16 protein-coding genes are annotated in these 17,357 nt (G+C 63.7%); 6 read left to right on the top strand and 10 right to left on the bottom strand.

The genetic code is table 11. The features are described from left to right. Positions 1 to 16: 16 nt before the first annotated feature. Positions 17 to 3,121 carry an efflux RND transporter permease subunit gene (locus RID11_RS12140; RefSeq protein WP_350139427.1) on the top strand — a complete coding sequence of 1,035 codons (3,105 nt, stop codon included), beginning with the start codon at positions 17 to 19 and terminating at the stop codon, positions 3,119 to 3,121. 2 nt (positions 3,122 to 3,123) lie between these two features. On the opposite strand, the gene panC is transcribed toward RID11_RS12140, so the two are convergent. After that, positions 3,124 to 3,969 carry a pantoate--beta-alanine ligase gene (gene panC, locus RID11_RS12135; protein ID WP_350139425.1) on the bottom strand — a complete coding sequence of 282 codons (846 nt, stop codon included), beginning with the start codon at positions 3,967 to 3,969 and terminating at the stop codon, positions 3,124 to 3,126. Then, on the bottom strand, positions 3,966 to 4,793 hold the full coding sequence (panB, locus tag RID11_RS12130) for a 3-methyl-2-oxobutanoate hydroxymethyltransferase (protein ID WP_350139423.1): 828 nt from the start codon (positions 4,791 to 4,793) through the stop codon (positions 3,966 to 3,968). The genes panC and panB overlap by 4 nt, the downstream gene beginning before the upstream one ends. 194 nt (positions 4,794 to 4,987) lie before the next feature. On the opposite strand from panB, the gene RID11_RS12125 reads away from it, so the two are divergent. Both RID11_RS12125 and RID11_RS12120 read left to right on the top strand, forming a co-directional pair. Then, the gene (locus RID11_RS12125) at positions 4,988 to 7,495 is read left to right on the top strand and encodes a GcvT family protein (RefSeq protein ID WP_350139421.1); all 2,508 of its coding nucleotides are present in this window, start codon (positions 4,988 to 4,990) and stop codon (positions 7,493 to 7,495) included. Between the two features lie 131 nt (positions 7,496 to 7,626). After that, positions 7,627 to 8,013, top strand: a complete 387-nt coding sequence (locus tag RID11_RS12120; RefSeq protein WP_350139418.1) for a hypothetical protein — start codon at positions 7,627 to 7,629, stop codon at positions 8,011 to 8,013. 41 nt (positions 8,014 to 8,054) lie between these two features. On the opposite strand, the gene RID11_RS12115 is transcribed toward RID11_RS12120, so the two are convergent. The 5 genes from RID11_RS12115 to RID11_RS12095 all read right to left on the bottom strand — a co-directional run bounded on the left by RID11_RS12115 (position 8,055) and on the right by RID11_RS12095 (position 11,580). Next, complete coding sequence (locus tag RID11_RS12115) at positions 8,055 to 8,792, bottom strand: glycoside hydrolase family 25 protein (RefSeq protein WP_350139415.1); 738 nt, start codon at positions 8,790 to 8,792, stop codon at positions 8,055 to 8,057. Positions 8,793 to 8,876: 84 nt separating this feature from the next. Then, positions 8,877 to 9,479: a DUF937 domain-containing protein gene (locus RID11_RS12110; protein ID WP_350139412.1), complete on the bottom strand. Its 603-nt coding sequence runs from the start codon at positions 9,477 to 9,479 to the stop codon at positions 8,877 to 8,879. A gap of 96 nt (positions 9,480 to 9,575) precedes the next feature. After that, positions 9,576 to 9,914: a carboxymuconolactone decarboxylase family protein gene (locus RID11_RS12105; protein WP_350139410.1), complete on the bottom strand. Its 339-nt coding sequence runs from the start codon at positions 9,912 to 9,914 to the stop codon at positions 9,576 to 9,578. A 71-nt stretch (positions 9,915 to 9,985) separates the two neighbouring features. Then, positions 9,986 to 10,645 carry a DUF938 domain-containing protein gene (locus RID11_RS12100; RefSeq protein ID WP_350139408.1) on the bottom strand — a complete coding sequence of 220 codons (660 nt, stop codon included), beginning with the start codon at positions 10,643 to 10,645 and terminating at the stop codon, positions 9,986 to 9,988. Further along, positions 10,642 to 11,580, bottom strand: coding sequence for an aldo/keto reductase (locus tag RID11_RS12095; protein ID WP_350139405.1), 939 nt, complete (start codon positions 11,578 to 11,580; stop codon positions 10,642 to 10,644). Before RID11_RS12095 ends, RID11_RS12100 begins: the two co-directional genes overlap by 4 nt. Positions 11,581 to 11,690: 110 nt before the next feature. Between RID11_RS12095 and RID11_RS12090 the strand changes: the two genes are divergently transcribed. The 3 genes from RID11_RS12090 to RID11_RS12080 are packed head-to-tail and all read left to right on the top strand — an operon-like array spanning position 11,691 to position 13,746. After that, positions 11,691 to 12,353 carry a phosphatidylserine decarboxylase gene (locus tag RID11_RS12090; protein WP_350139403.1) on the top strand — a complete coding sequence of 221 codons (663 nt, stop codon included), beginning with the start codon at positions 11,691 to 11,693 and terminating at the stop codon, positions 12,351 to 12,353. Between the two features lie 59 nt (positions 12,354 to 12,412). Then, complete coding sequence (locus RID11_RS12085) at positions 12,413 to 13,105, top strand: CDP-alcohol phosphatidyltransferase family protein (protein ID WP_350139520.1); 693 nt, start codon at positions 12,413 to 12,415, stop codon at positions 13,103 to 13,105. Positions 13,106 to 13,125: 20 nt separating this feature from the next. Then, positions 13,126 to 13,746 (top strand): class I SAM-dependent methyltransferase, encoded by a 621-nt coding sequence (locus tag RID11_RS12080; RefSeq protein WP_350139401.1) that lies wholly within the window; start codon positions 13,126 to 13,128, stop codon positions 13,744 to 13,746. A 300-nt stretch (positions 13,747 to 14,046) separates the two neighbouring features. Here the strand turns inward: RID11_RS12080 and RID11_RS12075 are convergent, their stop codons facing one another. Genes RID11_RS12075 through RID11_RS12065 form a run of 3 tightly spaced genes read right to left on the bottom strand, consistent with a single transcriptional unit; the run spans position 14,047 to position 17,312 of the window. Further along, positions 14,047 to 15,120, bottom strand: coding sequence for a BMP family ABC transporter substrate-binding protein (locus RID11_RS12075; RefSeq protein WP_350139399.1), 1,074 nt, complete (start codon positions 15,118 to 15,120; stop codon positions 14,047 to 14,049). Between the two features lie 21 nt (positions 15,121 to 15,141). Beyond that, a complete protein-coding gene (locus tag RID11_RS12070) occupies positions 15,142 to 16,230 on the bottom strand; it encodes an ABC transporter permease (RefSeq protein ID WP_502949355.1) in 1,089 nt (362 codons plus the stop codon). After that, positions 16,230 to 17,312: an ABC transporter permease gene (locus tag RID11_RS12065; RefSeq protein WP_350139396.1), complete on the bottom strand. Its 1,083-nt coding sequence runs from the start codon at positions 17,310 to 17,312 to the stop codon at positions 16,230 to 16,232. Before RID11_RS12065 ends, RID11_RS12070 begins: the two co-directional genes overlap by 1 nt. Positions 17,313 to 17,357: the final 45 nt, after the last annotated feature.

The following is a 17,357-nucleotide window of genomic DNA, read 5'->3' as shown; positions in this document are numbered from 1 at the left end:
GCAAAGGACGTAAAGCATGGCACGTTTCTTCATCGACCGCCCGGTCTTTGCCTGGGTCATCTCGATCCTGATCATGGGCATCGGGGTTCTGGCGATCCGGCTATTGCCGGTGGCGCAATATCCTGAAATCGCCCCGCCCTCGGTCACGGTGGCCGCCAACTATCCCGGCGCCTCCGCCGACACGGTCGCCAATACCGTGACGCAGGTGATCGAACAGCAGATGACCGGGCTCGATGGGCTGCGCTATTTCTCGTCGCGCTCCACCTCGCAGGGCAATGCCGAGATCACGCTGACCTTCGAGACCGGCACCGACGCCGATATCGCGCAGGTGCAGGTGCAGAACAAGCTGGGGCAGGCCACGCCGCTCCTGCCCGAGATCGTCCAGCGTCAGGGGATCACGGTTGAGAAATCGTCGGCCGGGTTCCTGATGGTCGTCGGCATGATCTCGACCGATGGCGCGCTCGAACAGGTGGACTTGTCTGACTACATGTCCACCAACCTCGTGGACGAGTTGAGCCGCGTCGAGGGCGTCGGCTCAGTGCAGGTGTTCGGCTCCGAATACGCCATGCGTATCTGGCTCGACCCGTCCAAGCTGGCGGCCTTCGGCATGTCACCCTCGGAGGTCGTGGCCGCCGTCTCGGCGCAGAACGCGCAAATCTCAGCGGGGGCCTTCGGCGCACGGCCCGCCGTCGACGGTCAGCAACTCAACGCCACGATCACCGCGCAATCTCTGCTGAGCACGCCCGAGGATTTCCGCCAGATCGTGCTGCGCGCCGAGACCGATGGCGGCCTCGTGCTGCTCGATGACGTCGCCCGGGTCGAGATCGGCGCGCAAAACTATGCCACCACGGCGCGCTTCAACACCGACCCGGCGGCGGGCATGGCAATCACGCTCGCACCCGGTGCCAACGCGCTAGACACCGCGCGCGCGATCAAGAAACGGATGGCGGAATTTGCCCGCTTCTTCCCCGAGGGCGTCGATTACGTGATCCCCTATGACACCACGCCCTTTGTCGAGATTTCGATCAAGGAAGTGGTCAAGACCCTGTTCGAGGCCATCGGGCTGGTGTTCCTCGTGATGCTGCTCTTTCTGCAAAACCTGCGCGCCACGCTCATACCGACGCTTGCCGTGCCGGTGGTCCTTCTGGGCACCTTCGGGGTGCTCGCCGCCGCCGGTTTCTCGATCAATACGCTGACCATGCTGGCGATGGTGCTGGCCATCGGCCTTCTGGTCGATGACGCCATCGTGGTGGTGGAAAACGTCGAGAGGATCATGGAGGAAGAGGGCCTGCCACCGCGCGAGGCCACGCATAAATCCATGGGCCAGATCACCGGCGCGCTCGTGGGTATTGCGATGGTGCTCTCGGCGGTCTTCGTGCCGATGGCGTTCTTTCCCGGCTCCACCGGCGTGATCTACCAGCAATTCGCGATCACCATTGTCTCGGCCATGGCGCTCTCGGTGGTGGTGGCGATCACGCTGACGCCCGCGCTCTGCGCCTCACTGCTAAAACCCAAAGGGCACGAGCCAAAGCGCGGCCCGTTCGCGTGGTTCAACACCGGATTCAGCAAGCTAACCAACGGATATACCGGCACGGTGCGCTGGTCGGTGCGCCGCCCGGTGCGGGTGTTCGTGGTCTATCTGGCGCTCGCCCTCGGCATGGCGCTGATGTTCCTGCGCACGCCCACCGGGTTCCTGCCCGAAGAGGATCAGGGCATACTCTTTACCCTCATACAGACCCCCACAGGCTCGACCGCCGAGCGCACGCTCGACGTGGTGAAACAGGTGGAGAATTACTACCTCGAACAGGAATCCGAAGTGGTCGAGTCGATGTTCGGCGTCGTCGGCTTCAGCTTTTCCGGCAACGGCCAGAACATGGGCCTCGCCTTCGTGCAGCTCAAGGACTGGGACGAGCGCCCGCGACCCGATCAAAGCGTGCAGGCCCTAGCGGGCCGCGCCTTTGGGGCGTTCAGCCAGATCCGCGACGCGCAGGTTTTCCCGGTCGTACCGCCCTCGGTGATCGAGCTGGGCAACGTGTCGGGGTTTGATTTCTACCTGCAGGCGCGGGGCGGGCAGAGCCATGCCGACCTGATGGCGGCGCGCAATCAGCTTCTGGGGATGGCCGCGCAAAGCGATCTCATCGCCTCCGCCCGACCCAACGGGCTTGAGGACGCGGCGCAGTTCAACCTCGATATCGACTGGCGCAAGGCGGGGGCGATGGGGCTGACCCCGACCGATGTCGGGGAATTGCTGCAAATCGCCTGGGCCGGGACCTATGTGAACGATTTCCTCGATCAGGGGCGGATCAAGCGCGTCTACGTGCAGGGCGAGGCCGAGGCCCGCGCCACCCCCACCGATATCGAGAAATGGCGCGTGCGCAACACCAGCGGCGGGCTGGTGCCGTTCTCGAATTTCGCCGAAGGCAACTGGGATTACGGCGCGCAAGGGCTTTACCGCTATAACGGCATCCCCTCGGTGCAGTTGCAGGGCTCTCCCGCCCCCGGCGTCTCGACCGGCGAGGCGATGGCCGAGATGGAGCGGCTTGCCGCCGAACTTGGCACCGAGTTCGAACTGGCCTGGACGGGGCTCTCGCTGGAAGAACGCGAATCGGGCAATCAGGCGCCGCTGCTTTACGCGCTCTCGCTTGCCGCCGTGTTCCTGTCGCTGGCTGCGCTCTATGAAAGCTGGTCGATCCCCTTCGCCGTCATGCTCGCCATGCCCATCGGCATCGTCGGCGCGCTCACCGGCGCGTGGCTCGGCGGGTTCGAGAACGGGGTGTTCTTCCAGGTCGGTCTGCTCACGGTGATCGGCCTGACGGGCAAGAACGCAATCCTGATCGTGGAATTCGCCCGCGAACGCCACGAGGCGGGCGAGCGCGTGATTGAGGCGGTGGCGACGGCGGCGCGGCAACGCTTCCGCCCGATCATCATGACCTCGATGGCCTTTTCGCTCGGGGTGCTGCCACTGGTGCTGAGTTCCGGTGCAGGCTCTGGCGGGCGCAACGCCATCGGCTCGGGCGTGCTCAGCGGCACGATCTCGGGCACGGTGCTGGGCGTGGTCTTCGTGCCGCTCTTCTTCGTGATCGTGACGCGCCTCTTCCGGCGCGCCTCGGCCAAGGAATAGCGTCAGTCCACGGCGATATTGTCGATCAGCCGCACTCCCGCGAGCCACGCCGCAGCAAACAGCCGCGCCGGCCGCGTGGGGGCGGTGAGCGCCGAAAGATCGTCCTGCGCCCGTAGGTCGAGGTAATCGACCCCGGTGAACCCGGCCCGCTCCAGCCGCGCCGCGGCCTTCGCCTGCAAATCAGCAAAACCGCACCCCGCGCGCAACCCGTCTGTGATCTTCTCCATCTCTTCGAAGAGCACGGGTGCCGTGGTGCGCGCCCTATCCGACAGGAGCAGGTTGCGCGACGACAGCGCCAGCCCGTCGATATCGCGAATCGTCGGACAGCCATGCACGGTGATCGGAATATCCAGATCCCGCGCCATCCGCCACACCACCATGAATTGCTGGTAATCCTTCTCGCCGAAAAACGCATCGGTCGCGGCGGTCTGGGTGAAAAGCTTGGTCACAACCGTCGCCACCCCGTCGAAATGACCGGGGCGATGTGCCCCCTCCATAACATCGGTCAGACCGGAGACAGAGACCGTCGTCGCGAAATGTTCGGGATACATCTGATCGCCGTCCGGCACCCAGAGCGCATCGACGTCGAAACGCTCCAGCTTGCGCGCGTCCTCGACCTCGGTCCTTGGATAATTCTTCAGATCCTCGGGATTGTTGAACTGCTTGGGATTGACGAAGATCGTCACGATCACCCGGTCACAGCGTGCCTTGGCCGCCGCCACCAGCGACAGATGCCCGTCATGCAGCGCGCCCATCGTGGGCACGACGCCGATGGTTTCGCCCGCGCGGATGAAGGGACGGGTGAACTCGCGCAGATCGTCAAGCGCGCGCAGGATCGGGGCGGTCATGCCTTGGGGGCCTTGTCGGAAAACACATGTTCCGGCGCGGGAAAGCGGCGGCTGCGCACCTCCTCGGCATAGGCCGTGATCGCCGCCTCGCCATCCTCGCCCAAATTGCCGTAGCGCTTGACGAATTTCGGTTTGAACGCGGTGAAAAGCCCCAGCATGTCATCGACCACGAGGATCTGCCCGTCGCAGCCCACCGAGGCCCCGATGCCGATGGTGGGAATGCTGATCCCGGCGGTGATCTCGTCGGCCAGCGTCGCGGGCACCTTCTCCAGCACCACCGAAAACGCGCCCGCCTCATCGACCGCACGCGCATCCGCCATAAGCGCCTCTGCCGCAGCCCCCCGGCCCTGCACCTTGTAGCCACCAAGCGTATTGATGGATTGCGGCGTCAGACCGATATGCGCCATCACCGGCACGCCCCGCGCCACCAGAAACGCAATCGTCTCGGCCATGTGCCGCCCGCCTTCGAGCTTGACCGCCGCCGCACCCGTTTCCGTCATCAGCGTTGCTGCATTGCGAAACGCCTGCGCCGGGCTCTCCTCGTAAGACCCGAACGGCATGTCGACCACCAGCATCGCGCGGCTTAGCCCCCGCGCCACCGCCTGCCCGTGCAGGATCATCATCTCCATCGTCACACCAAGCGTCGAGGGCAGACCGTGCAGCACCATGCCCACGCTGTCGCCAACCAGAACGAAATCGCACTGCGCATCCATCATCTGCGCCATTGGCGTCGTATAGGCGGTCAGGCTGACAATCGGCGTGCCGCCCTTCATCGCCCTTATGTCATCGGGCAGCGGGGCGGATTTCTGGCTCGTTGCGCTCATGGCGGTCTTTCGGTTGTCTCTGCATCGCGGCGCAAGCTAGCAAGGGTGGCAGGGGAAATCCACCGCTCAGTTTTACACCCGCGAAAGCCGGGAAGGTCGCTTTTGGGCGGCTTTGTGTCGGCTGAATTTCGCGCCGATTGGCAGGACTGATAAAGATCGCCCAAACACCGCATACCCCAAGGGAGTCGCATGCCATGAAAACCCAAGTCAAAGCCCTCGTCGTCGGCGGCGGTGCCGTCGGCACCTCCATCGCCTATCATCTGGCCAAGGCGGGCTGGGACGATGTCATGCTGCTGGAGCGCGACGAGCTGACCTCGGGCTCCACATGGCACGCGGCGGGGCTCCTGCCGCTCTTCAACATGTCCTACGCCACGACCCACATCCACAAGTATTCCGTCGATTTCTACAAGACGCTGGAGGAAGAGACCGGGCTCAACGCCGGGTTCGCCGTGGTGGGCAACCTGCGCATGGCGCAGACCGACGCGCGCATGGACGAATACATGCTCTACGCCTCGACCGCCGAGACCTGCGGCGTCGCCTATGAATGGCTGACCCCGGAGCAGATCAAGGAGCGCTGGCCGCTGATCGAGACCTCCGACCTCAAAGGCGCGATCTATCACACCGAGGACGGCTATATTAACTCCGCCGACGTGACGCAGGCGATGGCCAAGGGCGCGCGCCAGCGTGGCGTGTTGATCGAGCGCAAATGGCAGGCCGATGCGTTCCACTGGAATGGCACGGCGTGGGAAGTCACCTGCACCAAGATGGTCGAAAAGGGCGGCAACCTCGTGCCCTTGGACGAGCAGATCGTGATCACCGCCGAGCATGTCGTGACAGCCTCCGGCAACCACGCACAGACCACCGCGAAGAAACTCGGCATCAAGATCCCCGCGATCCCGGTCGAACATCAGTTTATCGTGATGGACAAGGATCCGGCGCTGGTCGACTACCGCGCGAATGGCGGGCAGGAACACCCGGTAATCCGCGACGCCGACGCACAATCCTATGTGCGCGAGGAACGCGGCGGCTGGATCCTCGGCGTCTATGAAAAGAACGCCCCCGCCTGCTTCGAATACGGCGTGCCCGACAGCTTCCGCGCCGACCTCTTCCCGCTCGATCTGGAGCGCATTGAGTCGCAATACATGGCGATGATCCACCGCATCCCCTCCTGCGAGGAGTCGGGCCTCAAGGACGATTTCAACGGCCCGATCTGCTACACGCCCGACGGCAACCCGCTGGTCGGCCCCGCACCCGGCCTGCGCAACATGTGGCTGGCCGAGGGCTTCAGCTTCGGCATCACTGCCGCAGGCGGCACCGGCTACTACCTCGCGCAGCTGATGGTCGACGGCGAGGCCGAGATCGACATGGCGAGCCTCGATCCCAAGCGCTATTCCTCGAACTGGATGACCACCGAGTTCGCAGCGCGCAAGAACGAGGAGGCCTATGACCACGTCTATATCCTCCATCACCCCGACGAGGAACGCCCCGCCGCCCGACCGCTGCGCACCGCCCCGGCCTATGACCGGCAAAAGGCGCGCGGCGCGCAATTCGGCTGGGTCAATGGCTGGGAGCGGCCCAACTATTACGGGCCTCTCGATGCGCCCGACACCTTCGACCACGACGCCCGCAGCTTCCGCCGCGGCGGCTGGTGGCAACATGCCGTGGATGAGGCAAAGGCGATCCGCGAGGGCGTCGGCCTGATCGACGCCACCGCATTCACCAAGCACGTGGTCAAGGGGCCGGGTGCCACCGCCTTTCTCGACTGGTTCACCTGCAACAAGCTGCCCAAGGTGGGCCGCATCAACCTGACCTATGCGCTCACCGATCACGGCACGACCCGCACCGAATACACCATCGTGCGCATGAAGGAGCACGAATACTACCTCGTCTCCTCGGGCGGATGGACGGAATACGACGCGGATTACATGCGCAAGGCCGCCGAGGACATGGCCCCCGAGTTCGGCTATATCGAGATCCAGGACGTGACCACGCAATGGGGCGTCTTCGCCATCGCCGGTCCGAAATCGCGCGACGTGCTGCTTGAGGTGATCAAGGATGCCGACCCGGCAACGGCGCTCTCCAACAAGCGGTTCCCCTGGCTTTCGGCGCGGCAGATCGAACTGGGCATGTGCCCGGTCAACGCCATCCGCGTCGCCTATACCGGCGAATTGGGCTGGGAATTGCATCACCCCATCGAGATGCAGAACTACCTCTTCGACCTGCTGGAAAAGGCGGGCGAAAAGCACGGGATGAAGCTGGTGGGCGCGCGCGCGCAGAACTGGCTGCGGCAGGAGAAATCCTATCGCGCCTTCGGCAATGAGCTTGGCCGCGACGCCACCCCGCTCGAGGCCGACCTGCCCCGCTTCGTCGATCTCGACAAGGAGTTCCGCGGCAAGGCCAAGCTGGTCCAGACCGGGGTGCGGGTGAAATGCTGCACGCTGCTGATCGACGGGCCCGAGGATGCCGACCCGTGGGGCCGCGAGGTGCTCTATACCGAGGATGGCACCCGCGTCGGTCGCCTGACCTCGGGCGGCTACTCGGTGGCCTTCGGTAAATCCATCGGTATGGGCTATGTCAAACCCGAATGGGCTGTCGAGGGCACCACGCTCAAGGTCAAGATGCTCGACCGTCTCTGGGACGCGACCGTCACCTGCGACAGCCCCTATGACCCCAAGAACGAGACCATCCGCAAGGATGGGTGAGGCCCCACGCGAACCATTTAGGGTGGGTTAAGGGCCACCCTAAACGGTTCCTCTTCAACGATGAAAGCCGTTCTCTACCGGAGTGGTCGAGAAGATGCTACTATGTGAGCGAGGCTTTGTGAGCGGTTAGAATGAAATACAATCCAGAGGAGCCAACCGCGCTAAAGGCTGGTGAAATGCTTTTAAGGATTGGCGCTTTACTTGGTGCCGGCGCGCTTTGCATTGCGGCGATGTATCGTTTCCTTGAGTGCGTTCCTCAAAGTAATTGGTTTTCAGTGTTTGGACCCGCAGTATTCACTGTCTTTGCTGTAATTTTTGCGGGAAGGATAATCGTTTGGGGAATGCTCGGGGCATACGTATCTGCAATTCCCAGCGGAATAATTCGGAACATCCTTCGCTTAGCCTTGTGTGGCTTGGTAGTGTTAGCATTTTCAACCACAGCAAGCGTATTTTCACCTCTGGTGCTCGAAATTTCTCCACAGGTCTGTCCAAGCTACACTTTATTCAATCTTTTATAAATTATCATGAGGTGCTACCAAACTGAACTGGCTTGCCTATGCTACTTGTGGTGCTGGCGCAACCACCTGCGCCACGCGCCCTCCGACCCGCGAAACAAGTTGATATCGACGCCCCCCTCGACCCCCGGCACGATCCCGGTGCCGGTATATTGCCAGAACACCCAAGGGTGACCGGGATAGACCTGATCGGGCGTTTTTGCGACAGAGCGCAGCCAGAACTCCGCCCGCACCCGCCCGATGCCGGTTTGCGCGTAGAATTCCGGGGTGGTGTAGATGATCGGGCGCTGGCCATAGTGACGCTCAACGATATCGAGGAAGATCTCGGCCTGCCGCCGCACCTCCGCCCCCGGCGGGCGCACCACGCAGGTGGGCGAAAACGGGTTCCATTCCATATCTAGCACGGGCGGCAAGGCCTTGCCCCGGCGCGGCACATTCTGGATAAACCAGCGCGCCTGCACCTCCGGTTTGGTGCAGAAATAGTAGAAATGATAGGCCCCGCGCGGCACGTCATGGCGCGCCGCCAACTGCCAATTGCGGTCGAATTGCGGATCCTTCAGATCGCCGCCCTCGGTCGCCTTGATATAGGCAAATTCGACGCCCGAAAGCGCCACGCGCCGCCAGTCAACCTCGTTCTGAAAGCGCGCCACGTCGATGCCGTGCACTGGATAGCTGGCGGGGCCGCGCGGCCCGAAATCCACCGGATCGTAATCGCCGTAAGGCGCGGCGGACACCGCGGGCGCGATGAGGCAAATCAGGCAAATGATAAATACGCGCAACATGAGGCAAGACCCTAGAGCAATGTGGTTCACCAAAGGTTACCCGAAACAGACCGAAAAGATCAGCCCGTTTCGCGCGCGCGTGCCTTAACGCATGAACTTGCCCAGGATATCGTCAAGCGGCGATCCATCGCCATCGGCATCGAGCATCTCGCTCAGCATCGCCAGCCCGCTGCCCTGATCGCCGTCCTTGTTGCCCCCGATCAAGCCGCCGATCATGCCCATCAAGCCACCGCCCGAGGAGCCACCCTCCTGTATCATGCCGTCGATCTGGCTGTCGGGCATCTGTTTCTGCAAACCGCCCTGCGCCATGGCGGCAAGGGCTGGCAGGAACTTACTGACCGTGCCCGCATCCACCCCGGCCCGGCTCGCGGCCTCTTGTGCAAGGCCTTCGGCCTCTTGCCGGCCGCCCATGATCTGTTCGAGAAACGCCATGCCCTGCGCCTGACCGTCAGTGCTGGCCGCGACGGCGGCGTCGTCGAACATCTGCGCCTGCTCCTCGCCGCGCATCGCACCGAGCACGTTTTCCATGCCAGCCTGCTCAACCCGCTTCTTGGCCGCAGAGCCGATGGCCGGGGCAAGCATCTGCGTGAGTTGATCTGCCGTGCCCTGGTCCAGCCCGAATTGCGAGGCCAGTTGACCAAGCCCCTGACCGCCCTGTGCCTGCTGGAGAAGTTTCATGATCGACATTGGCTGACTCCTGTCACTGTTTAACGAATATACTCAGCCAATCATGATTCCGGCGTATGACAAAGGTGAAGTTCGGAGCCCACGACGCGCGGATGTCTAGACCTGGCTCAACTCGTCATAACAGGCGATCGCCTTGGCGGCGTACATCATCGCCGGGCCGCCGCCCATCTGAATTGACATGGCGAGCACGTCGCCGACCTCTTCGCGGGTCGCCCCGACGCGAATTAGTGCCTCCATGTGCAGCGCGATGCAGGGTTCGCACTTGGTCGCCACCGCGATCCCGAGCGCGACGAATTCCTTGGTCTTGAAATCGAGCGTGCCGCCTTCCTTGACGGCTTTGCCAAGCCCGCCAAAGGCGCGCGCGGTGTCAGGGATAAGCGCGTTGAGCGTGCGCAAATCCCTGCGGGTGATGTCTATGGTGTTGGACCAGCTCATGTCAGGGCCTTTCTGTGGCTGCGGTTACAGCCGCAGAAACCACCCTCAGCGCGGCTTGGCCTTGATCCAGATCAGCCGGGGCGCTCGGCCAGCAGAAAGAGATTATTGGCGGGCATTTGGCGAACCGGATGCAGGGTCAGACCTGCCTCGCGCAGCCACCCCTCCACCTCGGTCAGATCCTTGTAGCCGATGGCCGGGTCCTGCGCGCGCAGGCTGGCATGAAACCGCGCGTCGCCTTCGGACGTTGCCTGCCCGGCGCGCAGAAACGGGCCGTAGATCGCAAAGCGCCCGCCGGGGGCAAGCGCCTGCGCCGCCTCGCAAACGATCCGGCGAGCCTCGGGCGTGCTGATGAGATGCACAAGGTTGATCAGCACGATCAGCCCCTGCCCTGCCTGTTCGCGGCCCCAGCCAGCCTCGGTCGCATCAAGCGCCATGGCGGCGCGCAGATTGGGCAGGCCCGCCTCGGCGGCATAGGCGTCGATACTGGCACGGCGTGCGGCGTCGATCTCGGTCGGCTGCCAGATCAGGCCCGGCATCGCAGCAGCGAAGGCCACCACATGCTGCCCGGTGCCGCTGGCAATTTCCAGCGCGCGGCACGTCTCAGGGGCGATTTCGCGGAGCGCTTCGCTGATCGCCGCCGCATTGCGCTCCGCCGACGGCGCGTGCAGCTTGGCCCCCTCGCCCGCATGCGCGACCGAGGCCGAAGGCGGCAGCGTCCGGCGCGTGCTCATCCCCCCTCCTCCGTGCGATCCGTCGCCGGGGGCGGCGCGGGAGAGAGGGCGGCGAGCCGCGCATAAAGCGCCTCATCCATGTCGAACGTCATCGCGGCCAGTGAGGGCGCGATCTGCGTCGCCGAGCGGCCCGATATGAGCGGCACAGGCCGGGCGGGGTGCCGCGAAGCCCAGGCCACGGCCAGCGTCGCGGGATCGGTGCCAAGCTCTGCCGCGATCTCGACCAGGCCTGCGGCTGCGTCGCGCATCCAGTCCTGACCGTAGCGGATCGCATAGCGTTCGTTGCCCGTCAGCCGTCCGGTCTCGCCCCGCGCGTATTTGCCGGTGAGCAGACCACCCGCCAGCGGCGAATATCCCGCCACCACCATCCCCTCGGACGCGGCCATCGGCAGGATCTCCACCTCGGCCTGCCGCTTCACGAGGCTGTACATCGGTTGCAGAATCGAGATGGGCAGATCGAACCGCGCGCCGATACAGGCCGCCTTCATCACCTGCCAGGCGGCGAAATTCGACAGACCGACATGGCTGATCTGGCCGCGCGCTTTCAGATCGGCGAAACACTCCAGCGTGGCCTCAAGCGGGGTGTCGGGATCAAAGCGGTGCAGATAGAGAATATCGACGTGATCCATCCCCAGCCGCTTCCGCGAGAGATCGAACTGCGCGCGAATATTGACCGCCCCCGCGCCACCCGAATAGCCCGCCTTGGTGGCGATCACCAACCGGTCGCGATGCGGTGCCGCGAACCGGCCAAGCAGGGTTTCCGACGCGCCATCAGTATAGAGATGCGCGGTGTCGAAATGGGTGATGCCCGCCGCGAGGCAGTCCTCGAACATGGCGCGCGAGGCGCTCTCATCCGCCGCATCGCCGAATTGCATGGTGCCGAAAGCAAAGCGGCTGGCCGGGGTTCCGTCGGGGGAGGTGATCTTTGTGCTCATGGTCCGAACAGTGCCATGTGCGCCCCGTGAAGAAAAGGTGCCACCTTGCATCTTGCGGGCAAGAGTCATAGGCGAATGGGGACCGAAAGCGCCCCAAGGAGCCCGCCCGCATGAAGATGCACGAAACCTTCATCAAGCCGATGCACCCCGAGGGGCGCAAATTCGTCGCGATCTTCGCGGCGATCACGCTGGTCCTGTTCATGCTCTGGGATGTGCTGGGATGGGGGGGCGTGGGCCTGACCGTCTGGTGCTATTACTTCTTCCGCGACCCCGAGCGCGTGACCCCGCAGCGCCCTGGCCTCATCGTCAGCCCGGCGGATGGCATCGTGTCGCTGATCGAGCCCGCCGTGCCACCCGCCGAGTTGGGCCTGCCGGATGTGCCGCTGACCCGCGTCAGCGTGTTCATGAACGTCTTCAACTGTCACGTGAACCGCGCCCCGGCGGCGGGCAAGGTCCATGCGGTCGCCTATCGCCCCGGCAAGTTCCTCAATGCCTCGCTCGACAAGGCGAGTGCCGATAACGAGCGCAACGGCATCGTGATAGAGATGTCGGATGGCCGCCTCTTGCCGGTGGTACAGATCGCCGGGCTCGTGGCGCGGCGCATCGTCTGTTTCGTGGACAAGGGCAGTGCACTCTCGCGCGGCGAACGCTTCGGGCTGATCCGCTTCGGCTCGCGGCTCGATGTCTACCTGCCCGATGGGGTGGTGCCGCAAGTGCGTGTGGGGCAGACCATGGTCGCAGGCGAAACGGTGATGGCGGAGCTCGATCGGTGACCAAACCGCCGCGCAATCATGCCCGCAAGGAGGTCACGCTGGCGCAACTGCTGCCCAACATGCTGACCGTGGCGGCGATCTGCGCGGGTGTCACGGCGATCAGATTGGGTGTGCAGGGCGATTACGTACGGGCCGTGCAGCTTCTCCTGATCGCGGGCGTCCTCGACGGGCTCGACGGGCGTCTTGCGCGGCTCTTGCGCAGCAGCAGCGCCATGGGCGCGGAACTTGATTCGCTGGCGGATTTCCTGAACTTTGGCGTCGCAGCCCCATTGGTGATCTATTACTGGGGGCTGCAGGATGCGCGTCACGCGGGCTGGATCGCGGTGCTGTTCTTCGCGGTCTGCTGCGTGATGCGGCTGGCGCGCTTCAATGTCAGCGCCAAGGAAGAAGGTGCCAAGGGTGGCTCAGGGGCCTATTTCGAAGGCCTCCCCTCACCCGCAGGCGCGCTTTTGGCGATGCTGCCGATGTTCGTGACCTTCGCCGTGCCGGGCATGCCGCACCCGCCCTCGATCCTTGTGGGGATATACATGGCGGGCGTCGGCCTTCTGATGATCTCTCCGGTGCCGGTCTGGTCCTTCAAACGCACCAAGATCTCGCGCGAGAACGTCAAGTTCTTCCTGCTGGGCTTTGCCTGTGTGGCTGCCGCCCTCGTGCTCTTTACCTGGGCGGCACTGATCGTGATGTGTCTGGCCTATGTCGCAGTCGTGATCTGGGCGGCCTTGATCTGGTATCCAAAGGACCGATCTGGTTGAGTGTTGCAACGAGGTGAGCGATGGAACTTGACGCAGTAAAGAACTCCTACGCCCGATGGGCCCCGGTCTATGACGCGACGTTTGGCCGGATCACCCATGCCGGCAGGCGCGAGGCCGTGCGCCATATCAACGCGCGCGGCGGGCGCGTGCTCGAAGTAGGCGTCGGAACGGGACTGTCGCTCGAGGCCTACGACCCTGCCCTTCAGGTCACCGGCTTCGATTACAGCGAAGACATGCTGCGCAAGGCCCGCAGGCGCGTCGCGCGGCGTGGCCTGAAGCATGTCGAGGCGCTGCACCAGATGGATGCGCGCGACCTCGATTTCCCCGATGCCAGTTTCGACACCGTGGCCGCCATGCATGTCCTGTCGGTGGTGCCCGAGCCCGCACAGGTGATGACCGAGATCGCCCGCGTCCTGCGCCCCGGCGGGCAGGTGGTGATCACCAACCATTTTCGCCACGAACGCGGGGTCTGGGCCGGTCTCGCCCGCGCCGCCGCCCCGCTGGAGCGGGTGCTGGGCTGGCATTCGGATTTCGAGATCAACACCGTGTTGCAAGACCCGCGCCTGCATGTCGTCACCCGCCGCGACCTACCGCCGATGGGGATGATGACGTTCCTCGTGCTGGAAAAGCGGGTGAACTGAGCCGCGCCCTCGTATGTCCGCGGGCAGGTGATCCGAGTGTGTTTCAATGCGCTTTATGTCTGCTGTCCCGCAAAACCCTGATCGGCGCGCTGACTTGCAAAAATCGCCTGCCCGAGGGGCGGACATGCGATGGCGTGGCGGCCTACGGCCTCGATTCCGCGCCGGTGCCAAGCATCCGAGGTCCGCTCCGAATCATTCGTTGTGCCGATCGCCTGCTTGATCCCATCACAACCATCGTCACCTGACAAAGAAAGGCCGCGCCGAACCCGGCACGGCCAACGTTTCACAAGACCAGCGGGTTCAGTTCGGGATTTGCCCGCTGATCCCCTCGACATAGAAATCCATCCCGAGAAGCGTGCCGTCATCGGCGACCTCGCCCTCGGCCAGCCATGCGCTGCCGTCCTGCCGGTTGATCGGGCCGGTGAAGGGGTGATACTCGCCCTCCGCCATCGCCTGCTTGAGCGCGAGCGCCTCTTCCTTGACATCTGCAGGCACCGCATCGGTGATCTCGCCGATCTCGACCATGCCCTTGTCGATGCCCTGCCAGACCTGCTGGCTCTCCCATGTGCCGTCGATCACCGCTTGCGTGCGGGCGATGTAATAGGGTGCCCAGTTGTCGATGATCGAACTGACACGCGGCAGGGGCTTGTATTCCGCCATGTCCGAGGCCTGCCCGAAGGTGATCACATTCCCGGCCTTTTCCGCCGCCGCCTGAGGCGCGGTCGAGTCAGTATGTTGCAGGATCACGTCGGCCCCCTGCTCGATCAGTGCTGTCGCCGCATCCGCCTCTTTCGCCGGGTCGAACCACGTATAGGCCCAGATGATCTTGAACTCGATCTCGGGGTTGACCTTCTTGGCGTGGAGATAGGCCGCGTTGATGCCGCGAATGACCTCGGGGATCGGGAACGAGGCGATGTAGCCCACGATGTTCGACTCGGTCATCTTACCCGCGATATGGCCCTGCACCGCGCGCCCTTCGTAGAACCTTGCGGAGTAGGTGGAGAGATTGGGCAGGGTCTTGTAACCTGTGGCATGCTCGAATTTCACATTCGGGAATTTCTCGGCGACGGCTACCGTCGGCTCCATGAAGCCAAAGGAGGTGGTAAAGATCAGATCCGCGCCCTGTAACGCCATCTGCGTGATCGCACGTTCGGCATCGGCGCCCTCGGGCACGCTCTCCTGATAGACGGTCTCAACCTGATCGCCGAAATGTTCCTCGATGGCCAGGCGCCCCTTGTCATGCTCATAGGTCCAGCCACCATCGCCGATGGGGCCGACATAGATAAAGCCGACCTTGGTCTTGTCCTGCGCCACGGCCGTTGTTGCAAGGCCGAGCGCGAGCGCAGCCGAGGTCAAAAGATGCGTGAGTTTCATGCGTGTCTCCCTGTCATTGTCTTATTGCGAGGCGTGAAAGATGCGGCCCAATGAGGCGGGCGCGCGTGATTTGTCGCCTGCCATGATGACCAGCACCAAGATGGTGATCAAGTAGGGCGACATGGAAAGATATTCGACTTTGAAGGGAGCAAGAGCCCCGCGCATCACAAGAGCATATCCCAACCCTGTAGCCGAAATGGCGGTAACTGCTGTGATAGCGCGCCAAGATACCCGAGACCTTTGAAGCTTTCGGCGGATTAGGTAGATCAGCGGTGCACCGAAGAACATCCAGCCAAAGGTAGAGAGCGGGAACTGAACACTAGCCGCCTGAAGATTGAGCTGCAGCACCGTGACCCCACCAAAGAGCCACGCCCCGAGCAGAACCCGCCCCGCCTTCCACGAGGCAAAGACCACCAGCGCCAGCGCGATCCAGCCGGCACCCGCCGTCATGCCTTCGGTCCACTGCGGCACGCGAATGAGGCTGATATAAGCCCCGCCCAGCCCCGCGCAGGCCCCGCCAAAGAGGATCGCCGCAACCCTGATGCGCACCACCTTGTAGCCAAGCGCATGGGCCGCATCGTGGTTCTCGCCCACGGCGCGCAGGATCAGACCGGCGCGGCTGTACTTGAGCATCCACCAGATGAGTGCCACCAGCGCGAGGCCGAGATAGACCATCAGGTCATGCGAAAACAGAACCCGGCCCAGAAACGGGATATCGCCGAGCAGGGGGATATCCAGCTTGGCCACGGGGGGCGGCTTGATCCCGACATAGCCCTGCCCCAGCAGCGACGACAGGCCCAGGCCAAAGAGTGTCAGCGCCAAACCGCTCGCCACCTGATTGGCCAGCGCCACTTGCGTGAGCAAGGCGAACAAGAGCGCCAGCACCGCGCCGCCCCCCGCCGCCGCGGCAAAGCCGAAGGCAGGCGAGCCGGAATTGACCGCCACAGCAAAGCCGCAGATCGCGCCGGTGATCATCATCCCCTCGACCCCGAGATTGAGCACGCCTGCGCGCTCCACCACCAATTCGCCCAAGGCGGCGAGCAGGATCGGCGTCGCCGCGACCATCAGCGAGGCGAGCAGCAGTTCGGGGCTTATCGAACCCATATCCATCACACCGCCTCCCGCGACATGAACCGGATGCGGTAATTCGTCAGCACATCCACCGCCAGCAGGAAGAACAGCAACATGCCCTGAAAAAGCTGAATCGCAGCGGCAGGCAGGCCCATGTTGGATTGCGCGATCTCGCCACCGATATAGGTCAGCGCCATCAACAGCCCCGCCAGCAGGATGCCCAAGGGGTGCAACCGCCCCAGAAAGGCCACGATGATCGCGGTGAACCCGTAGCCCACGTTGAAATCGATGCTCACCTGTCCGGCGGGCCCGGACACCTCGAACATCCCCGCCAGCCCCGCCAGCGCTCCGGCGGTGCCAAGGCACACCAGCACCAGCCGCGCCGGGCGCACCCCTGCGAACCTTGCCGCGCGCGGGGCCTGCCCGGTCAGACGAATGTGATAGCCAAGGCTATGCCGGGTCAGCAGCACATAGGCAAAGATCACCGCGATGAACGCCGCCACAACGCCCCAATGCATGCCGGTGCCTGTGATCAGTTCGGCATTATGCGCGCTCTCGTATTGCCGCAGGTTGCGCGAGCCGGGAAACCCCATGCCCTCGGGGTTCTTCATCGGTCCGAGCGCCATCGCCGCGAGCAACTGCTCCGCCACATAGACCAGCATCAGCGACACCAGAATCTCGTTGGTGCCGAAACGCAGCTTCAATACCGCCGGGATCATCGCCCAGACCCAGCCGCCAAGCGCCCCCGCCAGCACCATCAGCGGAAAGATCAGAACGCTCTCTGTGGGGTAAAACGCAAGCCCTACCCCCGCGCCGGTCAGCGCACCGACGATATACTGCCCCTCGGCTCCGATATTCCAGATTCCCGCCCGAAACCCGAGGCTGAGGCCAATGGCAATCAGGATCAGCGGCGCGCCCTTGATCAGAAGCTGCGGGCGATAATAGAACGCGAACTCGCCAAAGAGCGGCTGCCAGAAGATCGTGGCGATCGCCTCGACCGGGTCCTTGCCAAGCGCCGCGAAAAGCGCACCCCCCGCCACCATGGTGATCACCACCGCCAGAAGCGGCGTCACCCATGTCCAGAGGCGCGAGGGCTGCGGGCGCTTTTCCAGCTTCAGCATGGAGCGCCCCGGGGTTTCTTTATGGCAAAAATACTCAAATCCGAC

This window comes from Roseovarius sp., from assembly GCF_040219995.1.
Lineage (GTDB): Bacteria > Pseudomonadota > Alphaproteobacteria > Rhodobacterales > Rhodobacteraceae > Roseovarius.
The sequence above is the reverse complement of the archived record's forward strand: the minus strand, read 5'-3'. Positions and strand labels throughout refer to the sequence as shown.